General features: G+C 57.4%; 20 protein-coding genes and 1 pseudogene. 10 read left to right on the forward strand and 11 right to left on the reverse strand.

Annotated features, from left to right (window positions below):
- Positions 1 to 664 (forward strand): IS630 family transposase (locus A3AS_RS0119690; RefSeq protein ID WP_018319285.1); only part of this gene is annotated, 664 nt, incomplete at its 5' end.
- Between the two features lie 246 nt (positions 665 to 910).
- Here the strand turns inward: A3AS_RS0119690 and A3AS_RS43595 are convergent.
- The 3 genes from A3AS_RS43595 to A3AS_RS0119700 form a co-directional block, all read right to left on the reverse strand.
- A complete protein-coding gene (locus A3AS_RS43595) occupies positions 911 to 1,450 on the reverse strand; it encodes a DUF2285 domain-containing protein (protein ID WP_018319286.1) in 540 nt (179 codons plus the stop codon).
- Between the two features lie 46 nt (positions 1,451 to 1,496).
- Complete coding sequence (locus tag A3AS_RS47380; RefSeq protein WP_157644310.1) at positions 1,497 to 1,691, reverse strand: transcriptional regulator domain-containing protein; 195 nt, start codon at positions 1,689 to 1,691, stop codon at positions 1,497 to 1,499.
- A gap of 165 nt (positions 1,692 to 1,856) precedes the next feature.
- On the reverse strand, positions 1,857 to 2,129 hold the full coding sequence (locus A3AS_RS0119700; RefSeq protein ID WP_018319287.1) for a DNA -binding domain-containing protein: 273 nt from the start codon (positions 2,127 to 2,129) through the stop codon (positions 1,857 to 1,859).
- Between the two features lie 612 nt (positions 2,130 to 2,741).
- Between A3AS_RS0119700 and A3AS_RS0119705 the strand changes: the two genes are divergently transcribed.
- Complete coding sequence (locus A3AS_RS0119705; RefSeq protein WP_018319288.1) at positions 2,742 to 3,023, forward strand: helix-turn-helix domain-containing protein; 282 nt, start codon at positions 2,742 to 2,744, stop codon at positions 3,021 to 3,023.
- 521 nt (positions 3,024 to 3,544) lie between these two features.
- Here A3AS_RS0119705 and A3AS_RS0119710 read toward each other — a convergent pair.
- From A3AS_RS0119710 to A3AS_RS47385, 3 genes and pseudogenes are all read right to left on the reverse strand, one after another.
- A pseudogene (locus A3AS_RS0119710) lies at positions 3,545 to 4,405 on the reverse strand (MaoC/PaaZ C-terminal domain-containing protein).
- On the reverse strand, positions 4,341 to 4,925 hold the full coding sequence (locus tag A3AS_RS43600; protein ID WP_245283223.1) for a hypothetical protein: 585 nt from the start codon (positions 4,923 to 4,925) through the stop codon (positions 4,341 to 4,343). Before A3AS_RS43600 ends, A3AS_RS0119710 begins: the two are co-directional and overlap by 65 nt.
- 531 nt (positions 4,926 to 5,456) lie before the next feature.
- Positions 5,457 to 5,609: a hypothetical protein gene (locus tag A3AS_RS47385; protein ID WP_018319291.1), complete on the reverse strand. Its 153-nt coding sequence runs from the start codon at positions 5,607 to 5,609 to the stop codon at positions 5,457 to 5,459.
- Between the two features lie 56 nt (positions 5,610 to 5,665).
- On the opposite strand from A3AS_RS47385, the gene A3AS_RS50055 reads away from it, so the two are divergent.
- Positions 5,666 to 5,872 (forward strand): transposase, encoded by a 207-nt coding sequence (locus tag A3AS_RS50055; protein WP_157644311.1) that lies wholly within the window; start codon positions 5,666 to 5,668, stop codon positions 5,870 to 5,872.
- A 551-nt stretch (positions 5,873 to 6,423) separates the two neighbouring features.
- Here the strand turns inward: A3AS_RS50055 and A3AS_RS0119735 are convergent.
- From A3AS_RS0119735 to A3AS_RS0119755, 4 genes are all read right to left on the reverse strand, one after another.
- Positions 6,424 to 7,296, reverse strand: coding sequence for a TauD/TfdA family dioxygenase (locus A3AS_RS0119735; protein ID WP_245283224.1), 873 nt, complete (start codon positions 7,294 to 7,296; stop codon positions 6,424 to 6,426).
- Between the two features lie 1,728 nt (positions 7,297 to 9,024).
- On the reverse strand, positions 9,025 to 9,228 hold the full coding sequence (locus tag A3AS_RS0119745; protein WP_018319294.1) for a hypothetical protein: 204 nt from the start codon (positions 9,226 to 9,228) through the stop codon (positions 9,025 to 9,027).
- A gap of 434 nt (positions 9,229 to 9,662) precedes the next feature.
- Positions 9,663 to 10,742, reverse strand: a complete 1,080-nt coding sequence (locus tag A3AS_RS0119750; protein WP_018319295.1) for a HigA family addiction module antitoxin — start codon at positions 10,740 to 10,742, stop codon at positions 9,663 to 9,665.
- 30 nt (positions 10,743 to 10,772) lie between these two features.
- Positions 10,773 to 11,066 (reverse strand): hypothetical protein, encoded by a 294-nt coding sequence (locus A3AS_RS0119755; RefSeq protein WP_157644312.1) that lies wholly within the window; start codon positions 11,064 to 11,066, stop codon positions 10,773 to 10,775.
- 197 nt (positions 11,067 to 11,263) lie between these two features.
- Here A3AS_RS0119755 and A3AS_RS0119760 point away from each other — a divergent pair, with 197 nt between their 5' ends.
- The 6 genes from A3AS_RS0119760 to A3AS_RS0119785 all read left to right on the forward strand — a co-directional run bounded on the left by A3AS_RS0119760 (position 11,264) and on the right by A3AS_RS0119785 (position 15,748).
- Positions 11,264 to 11,785 (forward strand): hypothetical protein, encoded by a 522-nt coding sequence (locus A3AS_RS0119760; RefSeq protein ID WP_018319297.1) that lies wholly within the window; start codon positions 11,264 to 11,266, stop codon positions 11,783 to 11,785.
- Positions 11,785 to 12,180, forward strand: coding sequence for an E2/UBC family protein (locus A3AS_RS0119765; protein WP_018319298.1), 396 nt, complete (start codon positions 11,785 to 11,787; stop codon positions 12,178 to 12,180). The genes A3AS_RS0119760 and A3AS_RS0119765 overlap by 1 nt, the downstream gene beginning before the upstream one ends.
- On the forward strand, positions 12,177 to 13,469 hold the full coding sequence (locus tag A3AS_RS0119770) for a ThiF family adenylyltransferase (protein ID WP_018319299.1): 1,293 nt from the start codon (positions 12,177 to 12,179) through the stop codon (positions 13,467 to 13,469). The genes A3AS_RS0119765 and A3AS_RS0119770 overlap by 4 nt, the downstream gene beginning before the upstream one ends.
- Positions 13,470 to 13,578: 109 nt before the next feature.
- Positions 13,579 to 14,016 carry a DUF6527 family protein gene (locus tag A3AS_RS50060; RefSeq protein WP_371260690.1) on the forward strand — a complete coding sequence of 146 codons (438 nt, stop codon included), beginning with the start codon at positions 13,579 to 13,581 and terminating at the stop codon, positions 14,014 to 14,016.
- Positions 14,017 to 14,274, forward strand: coding sequence for a multiubiquitin domain-containing protein (locus A3AS_RS0119780; protein WP_018319301.1), 258 nt, complete (start codon positions 14,017 to 14,019; stop codon positions 14,272 to 14,274). It begins immediately after the preceding gene.
- 43 nt (positions 14,275 to 14,317) lie between these two features.
- A complete protein-coding gene (locus A3AS_RS0119785) occupies positions 14,318 to 15,748 on the forward strand; it encodes a phosphotransferase (RefSeq protein ID WP_157644313.1) in 1,431 nt (476 codons plus the stop codon).
- A gap of 751 nt (positions 15,749 to 16,499) precedes the next feature.
- Here A3AS_RS0119785 and A3AS_RS0119795 read toward each other — a convergent pair.
- On the reverse strand, positions 16,500 to 19,223 hold the full coding sequence (locus A3AS_RS0119795; RefSeq protein ID WP_018319304.1) for a hypothetical protein: 2,724 nt from the start codon (positions 19,221 to 19,223) through the stop codon (positions 16,500 to 16,502).
- 1,012 nt (positions 19,224 to 20,235) lie between these two features.
- Here A3AS_RS0119795 and A3AS_RS0119800 point away from each other — a divergent pair.
- Complete coding sequence (locus tag A3AS_RS0119800; protein ID WP_157644314.1) at positions 20,236 to 23,457, forward strand: hypothetical protein; 3,222 nt, start codon at positions 20,236 to 20,238, stop codon at positions 23,455 to 23,457.
- Positions 23,458 to 23,462 lie beyond the last annotated feature (5 nt).

A 23,462-nucleotide genomic window follows, 5' to 3' on the forward strand; every position in this document is an offset into this window, starting at 1 on the left:
CTTCGTGGCCAAGGTGCGCGATGTCGTGGGACTTTATGTCTCGCCGCCGGAGCACGCCATCGTTCTCTGCGTGGACGAGAAGTCGCAAATCCAAGCGCTGGACCGCAGCCAGCCGATGCTGCCGATGCGCCCCGGCCGAGCGGCCCGAAGGAGCCATGACTACAAAAGGCANGGCACCACATCTCTGTNCGCCGCCCTCGATATTGCGACCGGACGGGTCATTGGCAAGTGCTACGGACGCCACCGCGCCGCCGAGTTCCGCAAGTTCCTCGACGAGATCGAAGCAAGCGTGCCGTCTGAGCTCGACGTTCACCTGGTCATGGACAATTACGCCACGCACAAGACGCCGTTGATCCGAAGATGGCTGGTCAAACGGCCGCGCTGGCACGTCCACCTAACCCCGACCAGTTCGTCATGGCTCAACCAGGTGGAGCGCTTCTTCGCGCTCCTCACCGATAAGAAGATCAGGCGCGGCGTCTATCGCAGCGTAGCCGCCCTCAGGGCAGACATCGCCTCGTTCATCGAACGACACAACGCCGATCCCAAACCGTTTCGATGGACCAAATCCGCCGACGACATCCTTGCTTCCATCGAGCGCTTCTGTCGTTACAGTGCCCCGGAAAAACAAGACCCGATGTTGCGAACTTCTGGTTCAGGACACTAGCAGGCGCCCCTCAATCCGGTACAGCGGGAGATCGATGCATTGCCCGCTATTCAAGTCGAGGGCACTCAACTTGAGAAAACCATGCGAGCAGAGTCGTCAAACCCTTACAAAGATAGCGCCTCTCTGTTGCAGCAATCCCGACGCCAAACGATCGAACGCAAAGATTTCATCCTATCCGCGATCGTGCCATGCCAGCAGAAGAATTGGCTGCACAGAACGGAGGTACGCCATTGATCGCCCAAGAGCTCATGAACTGTCCTTCCTGCGTCTGCCCTTGTGGAGCAACGCGCGGCAGCGAAGGCGCATGAGGCGCCGCCCCAGCTTAACAAGTCGAATGGTTCGGCTGCGCAAATCGTCTGTTTTCCAGCCCCGCTCGGCAATACGATGGCTTCCAAACAGGCCTTGGGCGATTTGGCGATAGCTATTTCCTTCCTGCCATCCGTCCAGTGCGCGCAGCGCGAGGATCAGCCGACGCTGCTTCAAAGCCGGCAAAGCAAGAGGGGGCGTTCCGAGCGGCCGATGCTCAAGCGCGAGCCAAAATCGACGTGCGGCCCCCAAGCGAAGCTCGAAATTCGCATCGAGCGGCAGATCGAGGACGACAGCAGACCCGCTCGCCGGAAGCTTGCTCAGCCAAAGGCGATGCTTCGCGCCTCCGAGCGGCACGATCGCATGCCATCCATCCGGCGCGCGACGAAGCTCGATGCCCGGCAGATTGGCGAGATCGAGCTTGTAGCTTTTGGGCGCCATGCAGTTGGCCGCCCGCGCAGCCAGTATGGTCGACAGCACCTCGGGCGCCCAGAAGACTGCTTGCTTGTCGAAAGTTTTTTGCGGATCAGCTGGAAAACGAGAGCCCCCACTTCCGTCGGAACTGGCCCGCTGCTGCGCTTGAACGTTCGCGGCGAGATAACCGCCTATAATCCTCTTGGTAGTCGCGATCCCGGCGCAGCCATTCCCAGGCCAGGTCGGCAGCTTCTGCCTTCTTGAGGCCGCTGTAGGCTTCCTGAGATCTCCAGTCAGTGTCCGGCATCGAACCATTTCCCCGCATGATCTTCACACGCGGTGAACTGCAGCCGATGATTGTGGCGCTTTATGGTTGCGTGGTGCCGCGCACTCGCCTTGCATGTACTGAATCGATGCAATGATCATGTTTTACGATTGCGAGGAATTCCGCCGATCCTGAGAGCGGCTGAGTTCAGTCCTTTGGCCAACCGCCGCGCAGCAGATCACGATAGCCGTGGCCCGCTAGCCACTTGGCCCGAGCGAGATGACTTTCGAAGGTGCGTCGCGCACGATCCGGTTCAAGGGACGTGTCAAGCCCAAGCACAATGCGCGCGATTTCGTGCCAATCTGCCTTGTCAGCGTCGGCATCGAGAAGTCGCATGTAGGTGATAGCGTGCTTCTTGTCATATGACGTGAGCTCGTGCGCGCTGGGCGCCAAATCTGCGATCTTCGGATCGGCCGGCACTGCCTGAAACTCCTACCAAGCTGAAAAATCTATCGAAATCGGAGCATCGATAACTAACTTGGGGCCATTTTGATACCGCCCCAATCGTCGCAGCGCTAAGCTCCTTTTCGCGCCAAGACCGCGATCGCATATCGGCTCACATGACCTGGTGGCTCCATCCTGCTCATTTCCTCCTTCATCACAGTACACTGATCGCAGATTTGCCGTGTAACTAGGCTTTTCTTGCTCTTTCCTGCCGGAAGGCCCGTGCTGACCGGCCAGCGCGCACTGGTGAAAGGCCGTGGCCAGACCCAGCCAAGGGAGAAAATTCGTTTCCCTTTTCGAGCTCCAGTTGAACGGTTGTCCTATCTGGTCGCGGTGCCCGGAAAACGCCGCAGTACCTCTGCGCGGCCATTACTGCTCTCCCGCCAGTGGCGGGCTATCGCCCCGCGAGAACGCTTGTGATGGTCGACCACATTCGAGGACGACAAACGTTACGGCGTTTGCATCTGACCGTGACCTGCTTCCTTGAAGCAATTGGGCGAGGACAGCCAACTGCTTGGGTACGAGCTTATCGTAATACTCTGGCTATAACCAGTGGTTTCATAATCATCGGAATGGCTGCCTTTGCGCATGAACGCTCGTGCGCTAGTGGCCTGGAATGTGCGCCGGATCCGTGTAGATCGCGGCATTCCGCAAGAGCAATTGGCCTATGATGCCGGGATCGACCGCTCATATATGGGGCGCATTGAGCAGCAGAAAGAGAACCCGACCATTGATCTCCTGGACCGTATCGCCGCGACCTTGGGTATTCACTTGTCCGAATTGTTCGCTGAGCCGGCCAAGGGTGCGATGCCCCCCAAGCCGATGTCCAGAGGACGCAAGCCGGCACGCCCCTATCGGAACAGGACGTAATTATCGAGAGAGCCATTTTATAGCTAATGACGGGAGCAAACGAGCCGGATTGGCTCACTTGCTCCCTTCGAATCTGCGGCGGCCGATTCCGATCTCCTGTTCCAGCCGATGTTAGAGCCCGAGGTTTTCTCGAAGAGTCTGTCCGGAGCTTCCCGACCTAAACTTGCCGCGTCGGCGCAATTCAGGAACGACGAGCTCCACAAAATCTTTGAGCCTGCTCGGAACAATCGCCGGAACTTGAACCCATCCGCCGCATATTGATCGAACGCGTTAATCATGACTTCTGCCACCTGGCGCACCGCCCTCCCCGTTGAGGTCCAAGCGCGCGCGATCAGCCGAGATGGCCCGCCCTTGAAGGCCGCAATTGAAGTGGTCCATACATCTCAGGTTCGTTCGAATCAGCGCCGCGCGGCCCATCTATGCGGACGTTGCCGCGGACCTTTCATGCATGTTGGTGAGAACCGCTGAAAGAGCGCGCCAACCTGCCAGCCGAAGAGGTACAAGGAACGGTCCGAACCTGCTTAGTGTAACACCGTCTGCCCATTCTTGACGACCGTAACCCGACGCTCTCGTACGCAAGCTTCGAATGAGATCGAATTACCGTCCCTCCAAAGATTGACCGTAACAATTTCTCCCGGGAACACCGGCGCGGAAAAGCGGGCGCGATGACGATGAAAAGCAGACGGATCGTAGTCGGCATAGCTCTGCAGGACGGCTCTGCAGGTCAGCCCATACGTGCACATTCCGTGCAGAATGGGTCTTGGAAAACCGGCTCGATTGGCGAACTCCGGATCACTGTGCAAAGGGTTTCGGTCACCAGAAAGATGATAGATCAGGGCTTGGTCAGGTCGGGTCGGGATATCGATTGATCTATCTGGTGCTCGGCGGGGCACTTGGTGCGGCTCGGGCATCCCGTCCGATGGCCCGCCAAAGCCGCCGTCACCCCTCGCGTAGGTCGACGAAACGATTGTGACGATCTTGTCGCCGCCCCCCTCTCTGACCACCACCTCGTTCTGAATGATCGCACCTTTCTCCTTACCCTTGTCATAAATTCCCCTCACACGCGCGTCCGCCGTCACGTTCGCTGCGACGGGCATTGGCTTGTGAAACGTAATGTCGCGTTCGCCGTCAACAACCATGACGCGATTGAGGTCAATGACTCCGGGGCGTGCGCCCCAAACGCAGACGGAAGCAAACGTCGAGATCACCTATAATGGCTTCGAAGTTGCAAATGCTTCGTTGACAAATTGTAGCTCCTCCTCCTTCAAAGGATCTGAGCCCATGCCCACTCCAAGCGCATAGAGCATTACCTCCTTGTCAGTCCAGGAATAGCGAGCTCCAGAGGTCCTTAAGTTCAGTGCAGCGGGATAGTCGATCGGCATCGGACTGATTAAGGAATTGCACGCCCTGTGCTCGCAAAGCGCGAACTTTGTGCTCCGCGTCGCATGAGATCTCACCTACGTGATCGAAATGCGTGACGATGATTGGGGTCTTACCCGACTTGAGAATTCGCTCAAATAGTGCCGGTAAAGCGGAATCTTCAAACCGCCTTGGTTGATAGGCCAGCATCTTTGTGCCAAATCTAATCGAACTCAAATGATTGATAGGCAGCAGGTGGTCAAGGATCTTGTACTTGTGCTGCAGTCCCGGCACGACCGTGTTGTCGTGCTCGCCACTCGTATCCAAGGTGCCAGGGCTCTCGAACTCCTGGACTGAGGGCTCTACAATGTACTTCAGCTGTTCGTAGTAAGCACTTTTGGTGATCTGTTCGCGATAGAACTTTGTAACATGATAAGGCGTGATGTTGTTGACGCGCAGTTCACTCTCGCTAACGACGCGAGTTTCTTCAATGAACTTCAACACGTGTGCTCTGCAATCCAGCGGATTAGCTGTGATTTCCATTGCGCGCCTCGTCTGCCCTTATCAGCGCGTTTGATTCAATGCGATCTTCCACGTCTACATACAGCATCAACAGTGGATCGATACCTACCTATTGTGGTGAGGACTATCGGACCCGAGAGTTGAGAAAGGCGCACTGGTACTCGCCAGACGGCGGCGCGCCGAGATTTTCGGAGTCGGGGTCGCGAGCGCGATCCATTGGGTGAGGGGTTCGAGAAAACGCGCCCCACAGCAGTTTTGCCGACCGGGCGCGGAGCGACGTTCCGCGTTGAAGCGGCACTGGGATTGGCTCCTGGACGATCTGACGCTCGATGCGATCGCCGAGCGTCTGCTTCGCGCGCAACGTAAGCCGACAAGTCGACGCTGTCGCGGTTTTTCGCCTGCCGAGGAGATCAGCTTCAACTAAAACCGTGCAGGCCAGCGAACAGGATCGCCCCGAAGTCGCTGAGCGCCGGGAAGCGTGGCGGCGTGAAGGACTTTGGTCGCCCTTGATTTTCTTTGATGAGACTTGACGACAACCGTGATGGCGCGTCGTTACGCCTGGGCCGATGTCAGCGCACGCGCCATCGGCGATGCGCCGAACGGCCATGGGAAGACGACGACGTTCCTTGCGGGCCTCACCTGCGAGGGGTCATTGCACATTTCGTGCTCGACGGGCCGATCAACGCCGAGTGCTTCCTGGCCCATGTCGAGCAAATCCTCCTCCCCGTGCTGCGCCAGGGCGAGACGGTGATCCTCACAATGTGTCGAGCCAGAAGAACGAAGAGGCCGCGTGCCTCATCGCAGGCGCCGGCGCGCGCCTACTATTCCTGCCGCCCTACAGCCCCGATCTCAATACGATTGAGATTGGCATTCGCCATACTCGAAGAACTGCTGCGGCAAGCCCAAGCCAGGACCGTCGATGCCCCCTGGGATCTCATCGGACGCACCCTGAACATGTTCACTTCTGAAGAATGTGCCAACTACGTCCGTCATTGCGGATACAATCACTTTGCTCGCGACAGGCTCCAGCGAACCGCGCAGCATGCCTAAGATGTGCGACAAGCGCGCCCACGCCATTCTGTCCGTACAAACACGCGACCGCCGCCTCCTCAAAATCGAGGTGAGCGCCATCCCAATTGCGAAGGACACCCTTGAACGGCCCTCATCGGAATCAGGACCTGGTGTACCTGGGCCCACATTCATGAGTTATTTCAGTGTGCGAGGCCGCTTTAGGTGAATAGCGCCTCGACCATCGCCAAGCTCGATCCGCTCCAGCTTTTCAATGCCCAGCACCGATAGCAGAGCCGGCTCGCATTGTACCCGGCTCTCACACGAGAATGGCACCGCCTGCTCGCGCCCTTTCAGAAAGTCTTATGGACGAGAAAAAGAAGCAGATTGCCCGCGCTGGTTAGCTGGTCCTGGCGGGATAAGCTCGAAGGCCCGGCTCCGCTCGACATTGCAGGGCGCAACTTAGTCTTGGACCGCGAATGTCTTACGAAAACCGGACGTGCGGACACTGCTAGGCAGCCTCAGCGCCCCGTGATTTCAGCCTCTTGATGTGCGGTACGGCGTCAATCGCAAGCTGGTCCGTGGCCCAATGAGGACTGCCGATTTTGCTGACGGGGTACGGCTCAGTCGCGCGATTGTCCCAGATTGCCACGTCGCCTGATTCCCAGTTCCAACACAGGGTGTTCTGCGGGGCGGTGACATAGGATTGCAGCAGTTCGAACAGTCTTTGGCTGGGATAGCGCTGCAGGCCGACAAAGTTCTGCACGGAACGACCGAGCGAGAGCATGCGTTCGCCGGTCTCGGGATGAACACGAACAATCGGATGTGTCGTTTCGTAGATCGTTCCGGTGGATAAGCCGCACCAAGGCCTCTTGTTGGCTTCGGTGGCCCCCTCTGTCGCAGTGAGATCGGATGCGACGAAGCTTACAGCCCAGAGGTTATCTGCGAGCATCCGCAGGGGATCGGGAAGATCAAGATAAGCGGCCGCCCTGCTCGACCAAGCAATGTCGCCGCCAAAAGGCGGGATCGCTGCGCGCCGCAGCACCGAAATGGCTGTACGGACGCGCTCATCGTTCATCTGGTTGAGATGACTGCAGGCGCGATCAGGCAGCTCCTGCCGGATCGTTAAACCGCCCATTGTGTCCGCCATTGTGGGATTCGGTATCAGCGAGCCGAGCCGGAGCACAAAACGCTGTTGCTGGGCATCATCGAGATGTCCCTGATCACGGAAGAAGATGACCTTATGCTCTAGCAGCAGCCGGTTGAACGCTACGATGACATCGTCAGGCAAATCGTCCGACAGCGTAATGTTCTTGATTTCGGCACCAAGCCGGTCCGCGTGCTTGACGATGTCTGCTCGCGGAATGACGTTATCAACAGCCATTGTTTCACTCATGACGGCGCCTTTCTCTGTGGATGTCTAAACAAGCTCCGCGGTGGTCGTGTCTGGCGACAAACGCGGCAAAACAATCTTGATGATACACACCCGAATTGTCTGAGGGTCGGTCACCACGCCGCTCAATGGCGACCAATTTTGATACACACCACCAGCATCTTAGAATCCGACTCCCTCTGCGTGTCGACACGGCTAGTGCCGTTCTCATCGATGGACACTCGCATATGAGGCCAGCAGATCGATTTGCAGCCTGATCAACAGTGCAGATCATAGACGCAACACATGTCCAGTCCATGAAACGAAACCAGCTTTCTTTTCGAGCTTGCGTGACGTTCGCCTCGTCTCAGAACTCATGCTTGGAAAATCCTCGAACAACGACTGCGTCGTGCCTCCATCCTGCACGGCCTCATGCGCACGACGAAGATTGGAACGGGTTCGCGGCATGCACTCGCGAAGCGGATAGGATCCGCCGCCTTGAAGAAAAATCTACCTTAAGACGTATAATAATCCATTCACTACTTCAACGGGCTCTCAATCATATTTTCGCGACTTGGAGTTGTTCAATGCGCGACTTGTTTCATCAGCTGACCACCTGCTGTCATGCACTAGCGGGAGAAGCGCAAAATAACGAGGCTGCAACTTCCGATGCAGCTTAACAACGGACTTAATCCCTCGATTTTCTCGACGCCTTCAGCGGCATCGGCTTGCCGAACAGATACCTCTGGACGAGGTCGAAGTCGGCCTCGCTCACGGCCTCCAGATCGGCCCCGCTTTCGACGTCTTCCGCGAGATTGGCCAGGCTCGGTGGGGTCGGCGACGAGGCCGAGCAGGATCAGGTCCGGCAGATCGGCGGTGAGTATAGCTTGCAGCTCGCTCGCGCTGCTGCATTCGCTGGTGACGAAGCCGAGAATCCTCGAGCACCTCGCTCACGAAAGCGCGCACACGGCGCTTGCTTCCGCTGTCCGAAGGTCTTCAGCGTCCGTTCGGCAATCTCACCAATCACATTGTCCATCGCAAACCACTCCCCGTTTCGCGGCAGTGTGTGACAGCCCGGCGCGCTTAAATATGGAGAGCTTCAGCCGCGATTGTTGAATCGTCCAGGTACCTTAGAACAGCCAACATTGGTAAAATGGTCGGGACTGTCTTGGCAAATGTTTACGCTTGCCCATCCGGGCACTTTCGCAATCTCCCTTGGACTTTCACCAGAGCCGTTGGTCAATGCCAGCGCGGGGTGTCCTGCAATTGGACCGGGCCGCAAGGCGCTTCGCCCAATTGAAGTAGTGGCACTTTGCGGCGGCTTTGTCGCGTTCCACCATGCCGACTGGCTCGTCGTCATAGGTGGGATAGCTCGGTGCGATACGGCCCCACGCGGTGTCTCGAATATGCGGTTGACCCGCGCGCGGCCGCTACGGCGGGAGCCGCAGCGTGACCACCTGACCGATGCTTATCCTCAAGCACCAGCTCACCAACCGCCGGCCTATGAAAAGCAGTTGCGGAGTCCCAGGTTGTGAAGCTAGCGGTTTTGGAAGCAGCTCAAGAGCTTAGCTGTAAAACCGATCCTATCGGACTCCAATCCATCCAATCGGTTACATTAAAATGCACAACGTCGTCTGAGAGATGCCAATCGGCTCGGAGTGAGGCGACGCCTCTCCGTTTCCGCTGCTCCCGCTTCCGCGTCCCTGAACTCAGCCTGATGAACACGTTGCTTGACCTCGGTTAGCCTGTAGCGGCGCTCGATCGACGTCGCCCGAAAGTGACCACTTTGGTCGTCGCAGCCGATGGAGCGAATGTCAGGTCGACTTCGAGCCTCTCCGGATACCAATTCACCACGAAGGCGGGGTAGAGGGGTACGTAGACGGCCGGTGACATGGCGACGAAGTAGATGATCGGATGTTGCTTCTCCACGGCATCCTTGAGCATCAGTCGTCGGCGGACGGAGGGTCCTCGCCTCTGAAGCTGTAGCGGAGGGTCGTATCGCCCGCGTACAAGGCACTACGACCGTCTTGCTGGTCTCGATACCAGTCCTTCGGCCCCTTCGGGACGTGACCGTTCTCACGGAGAGGAGGCCGGTCATTTCCCTCGGGTTGAAAACGCCTTTCCCGCTCGCAAATCGAAAGCGGTGGCAAACCCGGGTGCCGCAAATCCGGGGTCGATCGCGCTCCATGGAAGCACCGTGCGCCCGGCCAACGGCTGATCGAGCGCCGCGAAAGCCGACATAAGCTCGCGCTTCGATCCGCCTGCCATTCCCGCCGGAATCCCAGGAGGCGGTCAGCCGACGTCAAAGTCGGTTTAGCTGTTCAAGCTAGACGGAATGGCCGAGCGATTCGCTTTTTCAGCCGGCGTAGCAGCCGTCACTATTCCCAAGCAAACCGCTGCTTAAGATTGTTCAACTGCCTGTACGTCAGATGCTCTCTTTTCTGCAATTGCCCCACCACGATTCCAGGAGCAATGCCCTGCTCGCTTGCAAACTCGATGACTGCATCTTCAGAAAAGTCTCCTGACCGGACAAAACGGGCAAGCTCTGCTGCGGGAATCAAGAACTCGGCAGCCCATCGATTAGCTTCCTCTTCCTCAGTCGTATTGGCGCCGGGATCGACGACGAAGACAGTTTTTCGGCTATGAAGGAGGAGATGCGCCGCTTCATGGAAGAACGTGAACCAGAAGTGGTCATTAGTCTTATGTCTCATGGTTTGTTGAATTAAAGCTTTCCGCGGCGTCAACCAACGAGAGATCCCGCTTAGAGCCATCTTTCCAAGTGGGCGCGTAAGCACAAATGCGACTCCCGCGCGGGAGCAAATGCTCACGATTTGAGGAAGAACTTGGTCAACGCTCTCGACCGTCAATCCTTTGAGCCGCGTAAGCGATTTCAAGAAAGTCGCGCGATCGAAATCTTTGCAATCGATGACGTCAGCTTCAACCTCGCCAAGACGAAGCCAAGCGAACAAGGACTTCTTGTCAGTTTGGAAGGAAGGTGAGTGACGATATGCAATCGAGTACGAAGCAAATGATGCTTCGCACGCATCTATACTTGCGACACCGAAGAACTGAAGCAGCTTGCGTACGCAATCCGCGTTGTCCTTTGGTTGAGCTATGATCCCTCTTTCCTGCAATTCGCGCACAGGAAATTCACGCGCCCAAGAAAAACTATCGGATAGTTTGATCTCTTCGAGCTGCCTGGCGAGATGGAGGCGATACTCGGACTCAAGATTGAGCCAGATCGTCGCATTCACATGCGTCACCTTTTCAAGCTGCAAGGCCGTCTCTGGTTCAACGGGCGCCTTGCCCGAAAGTATTTCGACGATCAGCTTAGCGGAGCGCCCGCAACGGCGAGCGAGTTCTCTCGCCGAGATTCCCATCGCGTCGAGACTTTCCTCAAGAAATGTACCTGGACTGAGTGCGTAGTCCGGCTCGAATATGTGCTGCTCCTGCGGCATCGTTCTTCTCCGTTTGCTTGCCCCCGTGCATCATTCGACGGCAAGGATTTTCACGGCTTTGAGCATGGATTGCTGGGTCCGACCGCCCTCGGCTGCGAAGCGAAGCACTTTAGGGGGCAGCAGATCCAACGTGTATTCGCCGCGAGAAATCTTGTTCAGGCGGTAGGGCTGGCATGTCGGGACCAATGCCAGGTTCGGCGCGGCCCTGAGTAGAAGCAGCCGCGACTTGATCTTTTTTGAAAGATTAGGCCCGAAGCGCCGATCGAGCAGCTCGGCGGTAGAGAAGAGACGCTGCTCGGCAGCGCTTCCAAACAATATCAACAAGATACGCCCAATGATTCGTTTAGCAATAGGAAACACTTTTTTTAGAGGGGCGCAATCGGGGGCGGCGCGCCGGCCACAACCATTTGAAATTAAAAGCGTTACCTAATAGGTAACGGATTCGTTTGACTTCGTCGGAAATCCTGCCATGTTCCCCGTCACGGGCCGCCGAACCGCGCCAAACACAGGAGACCAGGCTGATGAGCCACGGCACTAAGATCAACATCTCGGTCGTTTACCCGCCGACCGGAGACAAGTTGGAAGACCACGCTGCGGACCGGAATGAAACGGTTGGCGCCCTGAAGACCAGGGTGCTCGTGGCCTTCAGCCTGACGGAAGGGGTGGACGACAAGGGGCAGCTGCTCACCTTTGTTCTCTTCCACGGGCGTGTGCCGCTGGTTGATCCCGGCGTGACGATCGGCTCCGTCGCCGGCGACGCCGGCCATATCAAGTTCGAGCTGGAGCGGGAGCGGCATTTCTTCTACTATATGAAGCATAAGATCGTCTCGCCGACGGCGAGCGCTACCGGCGCCGAGATCAAGGCAATGATCAAGGCGGTCGATCCGTCGTTCGATCTCACCCATGTCCTGATCGAAGAGGGTCAGGGCGGCCACGAGGACCAGGCCATCAACGACAACCAGACCGTGTCATTGGAAGTCGATGCGACGCATCCCGCGAAGCACTTCTTTTCGAAGCCGCCGACGACGTTCGGAGCCGGCTAATGCTCTCGCAGGTCACGCAACGTCAGTTTGAACGCGTCCGCGAGCGCTATCCCTCGGCATCCTTGCAACCTCTACCGTCGGGCGCGGGACTATTGAGCATTCCGGACGTGCCGCTCCCCGCCGGCTGGTCGGCGGCGCGCACCGCGATCCACTTCTTGGTGCCGGTGGGCTACCCCGGCCCCACTCCCGATTGCTTCTGGGCGGATCAGGGATTGCTGCTCGCCTCAGGGGTTCCGCCTCAGGCAAGTAACGTGACCAGTATTCCGGAGACTTCGATGATTGGCCGCTGGTTCTCCTGGCACGTCGTCGAAGCCCAGAACAACTGGAATCCCAACCGGGACGACCTGATGACTTACGTGTCAATCGTCTTGGACCGTTTTAGGCGGCCTCAATGATCCGATTGGTCTTCGGCCAGGGCGACTTCGAGCGCTTGCGTCATGACATCTGGCACTCGACCCTGGAATCGGCAGCGATTCTCCTCTGCGAGCCTGAAAATCGGAACGGTGACTGGCATTTGGCCGTGCGCGAGATGCACGTCGTCCCGGACGACCAGTACGAGGTGAGGACGGCGGTCGCAGTTCGGCTGAGCCCGACGTTCGGCCTCCCGATCGAGAAGAAGGCCAGCCTGCACGGCTGGTCGCTGGTATACTGCCACACACATCCGCATCAGACTGGGTCTGCGGCCTTCTCGCCGATCGACGACAATGCTGAGGTAGCTTTGGCGGAGTACGCGAATAGACGCAGCCCGTCGGCGCCCCATTGCGCATTGCTGTTCGCAAAGGAATCGCACGCCGCCCGCGTATTGGGATCGCAGGAGATGGTAACCGTGGGTAAAGACGACGCTCGCACCGACTACGACAGGCAGATCCGGGCCTTCGGCTCGGACGGGCAGGCCAAACTGGAGCGTCTTCGCATTGCGGTGGTGGGCACGGGCGGCACTGGTTCAGTCGTCACCCAACAGCTCGCTTATCTCGGTGTAAGAAACTTCCTTCTGATCGATCCCGATACCGTGGAGCGCACAAACCTAAACCGAACCGTGGGGGCCACTCCGAACGATATCGGCAACGCCAAGGTCGCGGTGGCGGAGCGGCTCATACATTCATTGCGGCCCGACGCCGCAGTGCGAAGCCTGCTTGCCGACGTCGTGGACGAAGCGGCCGCCAAAGAGTTGACCTCCGTCGATTTCATTTTCTGCTGCACGGATTCGCACGCGAGCCGTCACTTGATAAACCAGGTGAGCTACCAATACAGCATTCCCGCGATCGATATGGGCGTTGCGATCGATACCACCGGATCTGCTGTGCGTTTCGCTGGGCACGTGAAGGCCCTGAGCGCTGAGGAGCCATGCTTGTGGTGTCTAGGACAGCTGGACGCCCGACAGGTCCGCGAAGAAATGATGACCCCGGAGCAAGAAAAAGCCGACCCCTATTTCCTGGGTCGCCCAGGCGTAGTGCAGCCTGCGGTGATAAGCATCAATTCGACGGTGGCATCGGCCGCGGTGACCATGTTCCTATCGATTGTCACTGGCCTGGACGCCCCTGCGCGTTACTTAGTCTACGACGGCAATCGCCAACGTCTGGCCTCTGTAATCGCCCAAAAGGACCCGAACTGCGTATTTTGCGGTCCGGATTCCGCTGCCGGCGCCGGTGACGCGCAACCCCTGCCTGTGAGACGCAATGGCTAGAGCCAAGACAATAACAATGCGCGGAAGGGCCGAGCGGCATTCCGACGCCGTCGACCTTATCCCGAACGCCGGCGACGCTGCGATCGTCTATAGAGGGGGCCTGAGGTCGATGGCGATCAGGTGTCCCGACGGGTGCGGCGAGGTCATCAGCGTCAATCTCGATCCCCGAACGGGCGCGGCTTGGCGGCTTTTCGAACGGGCTGGCGCCGTAACCCTCTATCCATCTGTCTGGCGCGAGACCGGCTGCGAGGCTCACTTCATTCTTTGGAGGGACGATATCATTTGGTGCGACGGGCTCGACTCTCCGCGCTGGAAGGATGATGAGCTGAAGCGACGGGTAAGGAGTATTCTTCCTCCGAGAGGCGCTGCGCATAAGCATTTCGAAGAGCTGGCAGTCCAAATCGATTGTATTCCTTGGGAGGTCCTTTGGGCCTGCAATTCGCTTGTTGCGGACGGGATAGCGAGTTCATCGGTCAAGGGCTCTCGCTTCGGCTTGGCTCCCGATGCGCCGCCGACGAAGTCTTCGATCGTCGATAGGAGAGCCTAGGTGAGCAACGACGATAAACATGCCGTGGTTCTCAACGGCCAAAAGCTCGAGGTGCCATCGGCGAAGGTGACCGGTATCCAGCTTCGTCTTCTCGGAGCAATTCCGGCCGGCTACGAACTCATCGCAGAGGGACGGGGAAATGACCCGGACCGCGTGTTGACCGACACCGAAGTGCTCGATCTCTCCGGCCCTATCAGGCACGTATTCGCGAAACCACCGACAGCGTTTGGCAGCCTGATCGATGATTCCTGCTCGTAGAAGCCGGCTGCTCTGGATCGGTGGGGAACCCGGGTCTCTCTGCGTGGCAGAATGCGCCAGCAGAGAACTCACACTTGATATTCTCGATGCGCCGCTTTCGAGCGTTCATCGGACGCAAGGGCGAGCGGTCATCATAGCGCTCGATGACGGCACGGCCGAAGCACGACTAAACGATGAACTGCGTGTCCTGCTGAATGATGCGGCGTGCCACGGCATCAAGGGCTATATCACCTGCTCATATTCGGAAGCACCAAACGTCGCGGAGGTTCTCAAAGCTTGGCGTATGCACGATATCGTCGACGTTAAACTGCGGGGGCAAGAAGGCCCCATCATCGAGACGATCGCGCGAATCAAGCACGAGCCACCGGAGAGCGAAACACTCGCCATCACGGGCGCTGACTTGCTGTTCGATGAAGAGCTCATTCTCCTCAAGCGCGCATTCGGCGACTGCTCTTCTGTCAAACTGGTGAAACAAACGACTGGCTCCGCGAAGGTCTATTGCGCATTCGCGAGCTTGTTGAATTCACGCGTGGGGCCCGTCCCTCTGCCCTTCTTTGTCAAGTTCGACAAAGCTCCAAAGATTATTCGTGAGCTAACAAACTATCGCGAATGCACCACTTTGCACGTGCCGTTTAACCAACGGCCAAACCTCGATCACGATCGCTGCCTCGTCGGGCCCACGACCGGGGTTATCGCCGGAAACTTTATCGAACAATCAGAATCTCTCCAGGAGGTCGTCGACCGCGGAGCTGGCCGAGCGCCGCTACATTCGTTGTTCGAGGGAGCTCTTCGAGGTTGGCGACGTCAGGCATTCTACGCGTCGCACTATGTTTTCGATGCTAACATCCTGCAGACGATGCGCCTGTCGCGGCCAAGCATATACTCACCGTTTCGAAAGGCCCGGCTCCGCAAGCGACGCGCTCAAAATGGTCCGAACTGTGCGGAGTACAGCGAACTCGAATCGCTCCTGGCCGCCCTGCCGCCGATAAAGCATCGGCTTGGCTTGACCCATGGTGACTTACACGGGCAAAACGTCCGGGTCGCCGGCCACGAGGCAATCATGCTCGATTTTGCCTCTATTGCAGACGGCCCGCTCACCGTCGACCCGGCAGCTCTGGATGTCTCCCTGATGATCGACACTCGGATCGCCAATGATGACGATTGGATCAAGGTCGCCGAGGAAGCCTATAGGGTGGAGGCTTTGATGGCACCGGCTATTCCGCCGCGGCCAGAAGATCCCTGTGCCAATTTGCTCGATGCCATTCAATATATCCGTCAAATGGCATTCAGCGTTCAGCTCACACCATACGAGTATCCTTGCGTCGTCGCGTTGCAGCTTCTGCGCAAGGCATCCTACGGAGGGACGGGCGAAGAGCAGGATCGACGGCGCCGCTTCGCGTACCAACTGGCCGATGGGATTATCAAGCACATTGCTCGACGAATGACGCCGCAGGTCGAGCATAACGTAGCCTAGTTAAAGTCCACCTCTGCTACTCCCGCCTAGAGCTATTCCTCATTTTGGTCGCTGTACAAGCCACGCAGATTGTTGAACGAACCTGCTAACGCTTTGGGCGGCTCCGCCGGCTCCTTGGACATGTCGCCTTTGCGGGACTCTTGTCGGTTCTTGCCCGAAGTCCGATCCCTCGATCCGTTCACCACGATCGGTGTCCATGTCGCTGCACCCAGCCGCTTCAAATCGTGACTCAAATGGCTTTCTAACATGATCGGCTGTACCTGGTAGATCACCGAATAGATGCGAACCCAATCCCTCGACCCGCGATCACCCGACGTGTCCTCGAAGATGCCACTGGCCGCGGTCTTCGCCTCCTCCTGCTGCGGACAAACTTGAACTCCACTGCAGTTCCAATATCGCCAATCCCGCAGTCAGGCTTGAAGTTCTTCAACGTTCCAGCGATCTGCGGACTGGACCTGAAGTCCGCGAACGCCGCATTGAGATAGTCATGCATCACCTTCTGTACTTCGTGCTCGTTCTTCGGTCTACTAGCGCAGCGGTATCGCGGAGCATTGCTTCTAGCCTGACTAGCGCCCAGGCTTCTTCGCCCGACATCGGCTTGCCTATCGAATGCAGCTACACCAGTAGAGCTATCACTAACCAAGGCGGGCAGACGGAGAGGATGGACGTAGATCCATTGGCAGAAAGTGGAAGGACCCATTTGCCAGGCGATCACCCCGACAAGTAAACATCCACATGTAGCGGAGTTTCGCTATTCGAATGTTCTCATCCGAACTTTGATTCCGGTCACTACAGACAAACGTGGATCCTGCTGAAGCAACGCATCGGTGGCACGGAAGAGTTCACCAAGCGCGCCGTTGGGTCTTAAAACGACCTCGTTTTTCTCCTGCACTGCCTTGAACGCAATCTCTTTCCCGTCCTGCCGGACAATGTCGTAGACGAAGAAGTCGGGCTCCTCGTGGTGCGAGCGAGCCTGGTCTATGCCCCGCACCAGAAGCGGAAAGAGCGGAAGTCCGGCCCCGCGCTCGACATCGAGGAGAAAGACGAATTCCTGCGGGAAGTATTCCAGGCCCTCATACTCATAGACATCGATAAACGGAGGAGCGACGCCGCGGGCGTTCCGAAAGATGCCTTGAAACATGTTCATGCTGAACGGCTTGCGGCGCGCATCTTCGAAGTAGCCGAACAGCTTGCCGTTGAGGGTCTTCGCAAGGACATTTCCGATTCTTTCAAGAACTCTCGCATAGTCGAGGCCATCGGCGCGTTTCCCGTGCTTGGTTTGCGCGAGCTGCGACACGGCGTGATTGAGTTCGGCGAGGTATGGCTCTTGAGTGAGAACCAACAACTCCTTGGCAAACTCCCATTTTGCCCCGCTAAGCGAAGCGCATCGCTTCAACATATCCCAGAGCGGACCGGCCGAGCGCTTTCGAAAGCTTTTAAGAAGTGTGCCCTGCGGGCCTCCTAATGTGCAGTGCTCAGCATAGGCGATGTAGGAAGCAAGACCTAGAGCGCCCTCGAGGGCTTCCCTGCCCCACCGATCCATTTGCTCCAAGGCCGTCTCTGAAAGGAACCTGGCGAGCGGGTATGCCGCCGGGTAGGGAAGAACGTCGATGAGGTCGCTTAGGCCCATCCAAGTCCGATCCATGGCGCGATCGGCGTACGTCTTGATGTCCCCAGCGTTTACGTAACAGAGCGACGAGGTGCTAGTGCCAAAGTCGAACCCGAGATAGGTCTCCTCGCCGGCCTCCTCGGCCGCGAACGTCATGTCGACGTAAAAGGGGCGTCCCTTCACGACCGATTGTTGGCCTTGAGTGCCGCGTCCATAGATGAAGGTGGGCTCCGCCGTACCGTCGTCTCGTACGAGAAGCTCCACACCGATGCCACTGCCGAACACGGCATCCTTCGGAGTACTAACGCGCGAATCGAGATTGTGCCGTGCGCCCGCCTCTTCTGGATCGAACGACGAACGCATGAAGTAGTATTCAAGCGACTGTGTCGGCGCCTTACTAAGGCGGACCTTCCACCGAAGCGGTCGATTGACCAGACTTCGCAGGCTCGTGGATGACGGAAGCAGCACCCCCAGATCGCTATCAATACCCTCGAGTTCGGGGCTATCGGGCGCGAACTTCTTGAACTCGACGCCATGGTTGTTCGGGTTCAACCCGAGACACAGGCGATTGTATGTGACCGCGCGAAAGTCCCCGTGCCCCTCCGTGTAATATCTCCGCGCGCATTCGACGGCCAGGCCCTTCGAAACGATCTCTTGGAAGTTCTCGCTAAGTTCGAGTATCTCGGCCTGCCCAAGCTGGTTAGCTAAGTCTCGTTCGATTAGCGGCTTAAGCCAACCGATATTCGAAGAGCCACCTGACAGGAGGACAATCGAAATTGGGCGGCCACCGAGCTCCTGCTCTGCGCGCTTGAGAATAGGCAGGATCTCCGGCAGCAACTTCTGCTTCCAGATGCGATCCGAGAATATCGTGCGAAACTCCGCAGGCTCGAAGCGTATTGGAACCCAGGGCGTCGAGTCTTGAAAGGGCTTCTGGGGGATGTCGACGACGCAGGCCGGTGACGCCGATAGGTTAGCATCCAACTTCCACGAGGTTACGCCCGAGGAAACGGTCAGCTTAGCCTGCTCCACCGAACGCAGAACACGTCTGTAGTTTCGCACAAAGGCTGCGTGATCGCTGCGGACCAACGCGAGACTTTCTTCGTCAGCATTCTTTAGCTGAGGGAAGGCCTCAAGCGCGCGCGTCACCGCGGATTTATCGACAGAGCGATCCACTCCACGAAACAGTAGCTCGCGAGCTATCGCACTGTTAATGACGAAACCACCGACGGGAACCGAGCGCGCAGCGAGAGGCTTCGAATTTCGGCCGCTTTGGCTAATGTCGCCTGCGATAGTGGTCTCAATGATGGAGGCGTCAAACGTTCCACCGCCAAAATCAAACACGAGCGCGATATGCTTTGTTCGCTGAGCTACGAGAGGATGCTTAACGCCATAGCGGTAGTACTGAAAAACCGCAAACGGCTCCGGCATGAAGTCGATTTCGGCAAATTTTCCGGCGAGAATTCGTCGAATACTGCCTCGGTAATTCTTTAGCCAATCGTCATGGGTGATCCGGTCGGAACCGCCGACGAGCGATAGCGGTTCTGCCACCAGTATCCTTGAAGGAGCCTCGTAGCCCTGTCGACCAATCGTAGCAAGTGCCTGGGCGACTACCGCGTCCATAAAGTCTTTTGCGATGCCAAGCGTCGATCGACCGCCCTTTAGCTGCGCGAGCTTAACAGGATCATCGTTACCAATCTGAATCTTGAAGTCTTCTCTCAATTCGCTGGCTTGGTCGCTGTTCTCAAGCGCGTCAAACCCGACCCAAGACTTTTTATCTTTGTAGAGAACTACAGTGGGGATGACCGAATTCGCCTGAACCCTGACTTGGCGGACGCTGTTGATAAAAAGCTCTTTGGCTTGCGACATGTTTGAGTAAAACTTCAGATCCGGTGGCGGTGCAGCGCCCCACAGCAGGAACTAAACGAATCGTGCTGCGCGACCCCGAACGAATATTTCATAGCTAGCAACATCGGAAAAGTACAACATATGGAATGCCTACCGGGAAGCGACGGGCATACAAAAAACCTCAGCTTGATGCTGCGCTGCGGCGACGCTCGGAATTCGGTTGAACTGTATTTGTCAGAGCGCAGATAAAGCCTCGACCAGCTTCGGCACCGGCCCTCTAACCGCATCACGTTTGGAAATCTCAGAGGAATCAGCACTCAGCCGTTCGCCTGAGATAGTTCATCATGGTCGGCTGCGGCTCTATCGATCTAAAGCAGCGGCGCTGCTGGTTTGCACTAGCACCCGCCATTTCACATCGATTTTTAGCGAGCATCGCTCGCAACAACTCTCGGCTAGGCGATCGGCGCAGGAGCGCAACACACTGCGCTGACCAAACTCCGTATCCCCATAGGCTAAAGCAGCGGCGGCGCCGGTTTTTAGCGTTTCAGCCGGGACTCGCGATGAACAAGAGCGCGAGCTCTCGTTTTCAAGCCGCAAGACGTCGCAATCGAAGGCCGCTCGATCGCAGATTCGTCGCGGACTATCTCGTGCCCTGTGCCCGGCAAGCGCGTGTTATGGCTACGAGGCAATGGTGCGGTTCGTATTGAGCGTTCGCGATCAGGCGTTGTCAGCCGTCCCAACGGGACATACGTCGGCGAGCTATTTGCAGGGCGATCCAAGAAGTCGGAGGCCATTCGGAGGAAAACTCTGCGGTCGCCGCGCAGAACATATCGACAAACCCGGAACACTCCTGTAGGGAGGTGCACAATATTTAACGCGCTACCTAAGAGCGTGTCCGTAATTCAATCTGTTTCGAGTCGCCCGTATGCTTGGGGCTCCATGCTTTTAATGTGAGCTGACGCGAATGCCTGGTACCCGAGCCTATTTCAGTGGCTTGCCAGCGACCTCCCTAAATATGTGAGGAGATGACGCAATGACTGTGCGCGAGCAGCTGTTTGCCCTATTGCGAAATCTTCGATGGATAATTGTTCTGTCGGTCGCTATCTCAGTATTGCTCTACCTGCCAGATCAGATTCAGGAGCTCTACCGGATAGCCGCAGACGACCTTGGTTGGGTGACGTTCAAGGAGTTCGCGGCCTTGGGCGTGATTGGAATAACGATCTGGACAAGCGCGCTTCAGCTGACAACTGCATCCCTGCCGCAAATCCCGCACCCTACGGGGCGCCTTGCCTTCTATATAAGACTTGCTCCCGTCCTGCTTGGAGCACTGCCGATCATCGCCGCCACAGGAGGCCAATTCGCATCACGGCCGGCGCGAAAGATTGGTGAGGTCGAGGAAGTCGGCAGTATCTTCCGCATTCAGGACCAGGCGCTCGCGTTTGAGCGGAACATGCTGTTCATCCTCGCAATCGCCATGCTGATCATGCTCGTCTGTTTCGTGGCATTTACTTGGCGGATAGGATCAAGAGAACGCTCGATTGATCTGGCGAGTCGCGCCAACAACGCTTACTTCATCCGCTACAGGTTTCTCGCGCTCTCGATCGGCGGCATCGTGCTGTTGACAGCAGCATTCCTCCTGCTGCCCGATAGGCTCGCACAATTTCTCGGATCGTTCGGCGTGATCGCTCTCTTTGCGGTTTGCGTCATTGGTGTCACGGTCCATTTCGCACTCTTGACGATCAGATTTGCGTTTCCGTTTATTCCGGTTGTCTTTGGCGGCTTGTTTCTGCTTGCCTCCTTGTTGGGAGGTGACGACCACGAACTGCGTACCGTCTCTGAAGCAAACAGCCCGCCGGAAAAAGCCCGCATGTCCGCAGCCGCCGCATTCCGCGAGTGGCTTTTACAAAAGCCGCGGGTGGAGGAAGCCAAGAGGCTCGGCGAATATCCCGTCTTCATTGTGGCGGCTCAAGGCGGAGGGATCTATGCCGCCAATAATGCGGCGCGGTTTCTTGCGCGGATGCAGGATCTCTGTCCGGCATTTCGCCAACATCTGTTTGCGATAAGCGGTGTGTCCGGGGGCAGCGTCGGTTCGGCAATCTTCGCCGCTGCGCTCCACGCCGAAAATGCTTCCCTTGATTCGAATGCCGGCGACGGAAAGACATGCCCCAAAATCGCGGATTTCCTGGCAGGGGTTGGACGGGTCCAAGATATTGATGCTCCTGGGCCGGTCGAGCAGCGCGTTGCGAGCGTCCTGGCAACCGATTTTCTGTCGCCTTTGGTTGCCGGCTTTCTGTTTACTGACTTCACTCAGATGTTTTCACCGTTCGGGATCCCGGCCTTCGATCGCGCGCGCTTCCTCGAATACACTTTGGAGAACGCCGGTGACAGAATCCTCGGCAGCAACAAGGGCAGCGGCAGTCAATCCAATCTGCTAAGGGCTGACTTTCAGTCCCATTGGGCGCCCGGCAGCAACATGCCGGCCCTGTTGTTCAACACGACGGATGCCGGCAGCGGCAAACGGGCCGTCATCTCTCCCTTTGATTTTGATCCGCTGCACCCCAAAGACACGGACCTGTGTGTTCTTGCAGCGCTTGAACGTACAGGCACTGGGACGGACCAAACGGTCAAGAGCCAGTCGCTGCGTATTCCGCTCAGCACGGCCGCTTTCACGAGCGCACGTTTTCCGTGGGTGACGCCGGCGGCGACCGTCTCAGTCAAAAATGACTGCATAACCTCTCATCCGCAGGCGCGCCTGGTGGACGGCGGATATGTGGAGAACTCTGGGATTGAGACCGCGCTCGACCTGATTGAGAAGCTTAACGCCATCAAGGGCACCTCCGATGCGCCGAAATTCAGGATTTACCTGCTGTCCCTCGTCAGCGGGCAGTTCGGCGATCATGGTTCATTCATGTTCGGTGAGCTCATGGAACCGGTACGCGCGCTTCTGAGCACGCGAACCTCCCGAACCTATGTCGCCCTTAATCATGCAACCAGCATCGACCGTCGGCCCGAGGCCGAAGTGACGCCCAGTGTTCAGCGCTTTCCAACGTTCGGCCGCACGGACATCACAGGTTTGTTTTATAGCCTTCCACTCGGCTGGACGTTGTCCCAGAAGACCGAGGATATCATCTCATTGAGCAGCGGCCGCTTTTGGGACTGCGTGCCGAAGGACGACTTCGATCAGTCCCGCGAAAGGCAGAGCAATGCAGATTGCCTGCAGGTGAAGTTGTTCCATCTTCTGAATGGATCGGTCGCGACCGCATTTGAAACGCTGAAGGATGCCAAACTTGCACGGGCTGCCTACGCCGACGAGCTAGCGAAGGAATATCAACCGACTCCAAAGATCAAGCCGCAGCCATTGCTTGCTTGTTATGAGAGCAATTGGTTGCAACAGCGCGGTTATGAGGAATATCAGGAAAAAGTCGCCGCCTACGAGCACCAGCTGAGTAAATCGCGCAAAGATCATTCGCCGGCCCCTCCACCCGTTCCGCCATATCGCAAGAGCTATATGGCCTACTATCAGGCAGAGCAGGTCAAAGCCTTGTTGCAGGAATGGGATCGCGTCGAGGAAACGGATCCCCGTATCCTCGCCTATATTCTGGGATCCGTCTCTTACGACAGTGCCGATTTTACTCGCAGCAGCGAGAACTTTTCCTACAGCGCGGTTTCTCAACTCCCGCAGAAATGGCGCGATCGCATTGACAAGAATAACTCAAGGCTTCTGGCCGCAAACAAGCCCGCGGTCGACGTGAACTCTTTGCTTAATCATCCCAAGGAACTAGCCAATTTCGTGCTCGCTTACGATGACAACGACTTTGGCAACCAGCCCGAAACGGACGACGGCTGGCTGTTTCGCCCGCGAGGAATGTATCAATTGGTCGGCCGTGAGCAGTATCAGGAAGCGCAGGAACAAATGCAGCAGCTGGGCGAGCTGCAAGGACTTGATCTGCTAACGCTTCCCGACGCGCTATGGGATGCGAAGATCTCGGCCAAGGTTACTTTCGCTCACTTCCGATTGCACCGGTATAAGGACGACCGGTTATCTCCGCCGAACAGCCGCCGAACGCTGTTCGAATTGCTCAAGGATCGTGCGAACGACTGGACAGCGGTGCGCGCGTTGCAAACGGATATGGCGCATCCAGCCGACCACGCGCGGGTCAATGCACGCAGTGAGATGTTCCTCGGCTGTATCGGGGAGGCGTTGCATCCGACGAAACTCAAGACCTTGCAAAGCCAATTCTACGGTGAGGAATGAGAGTT

This window comes from Bradyrhizobium sp. WSM2793, from assembly GCF_000379585.1.
In the GTDB taxonomy this organism is placed as follows: domain Bacteria; phylum Pseudomonadota; class Alphaproteobacteria; order Rhizobiales; family Xanthobacteraceae; genus Bradyrhizobium.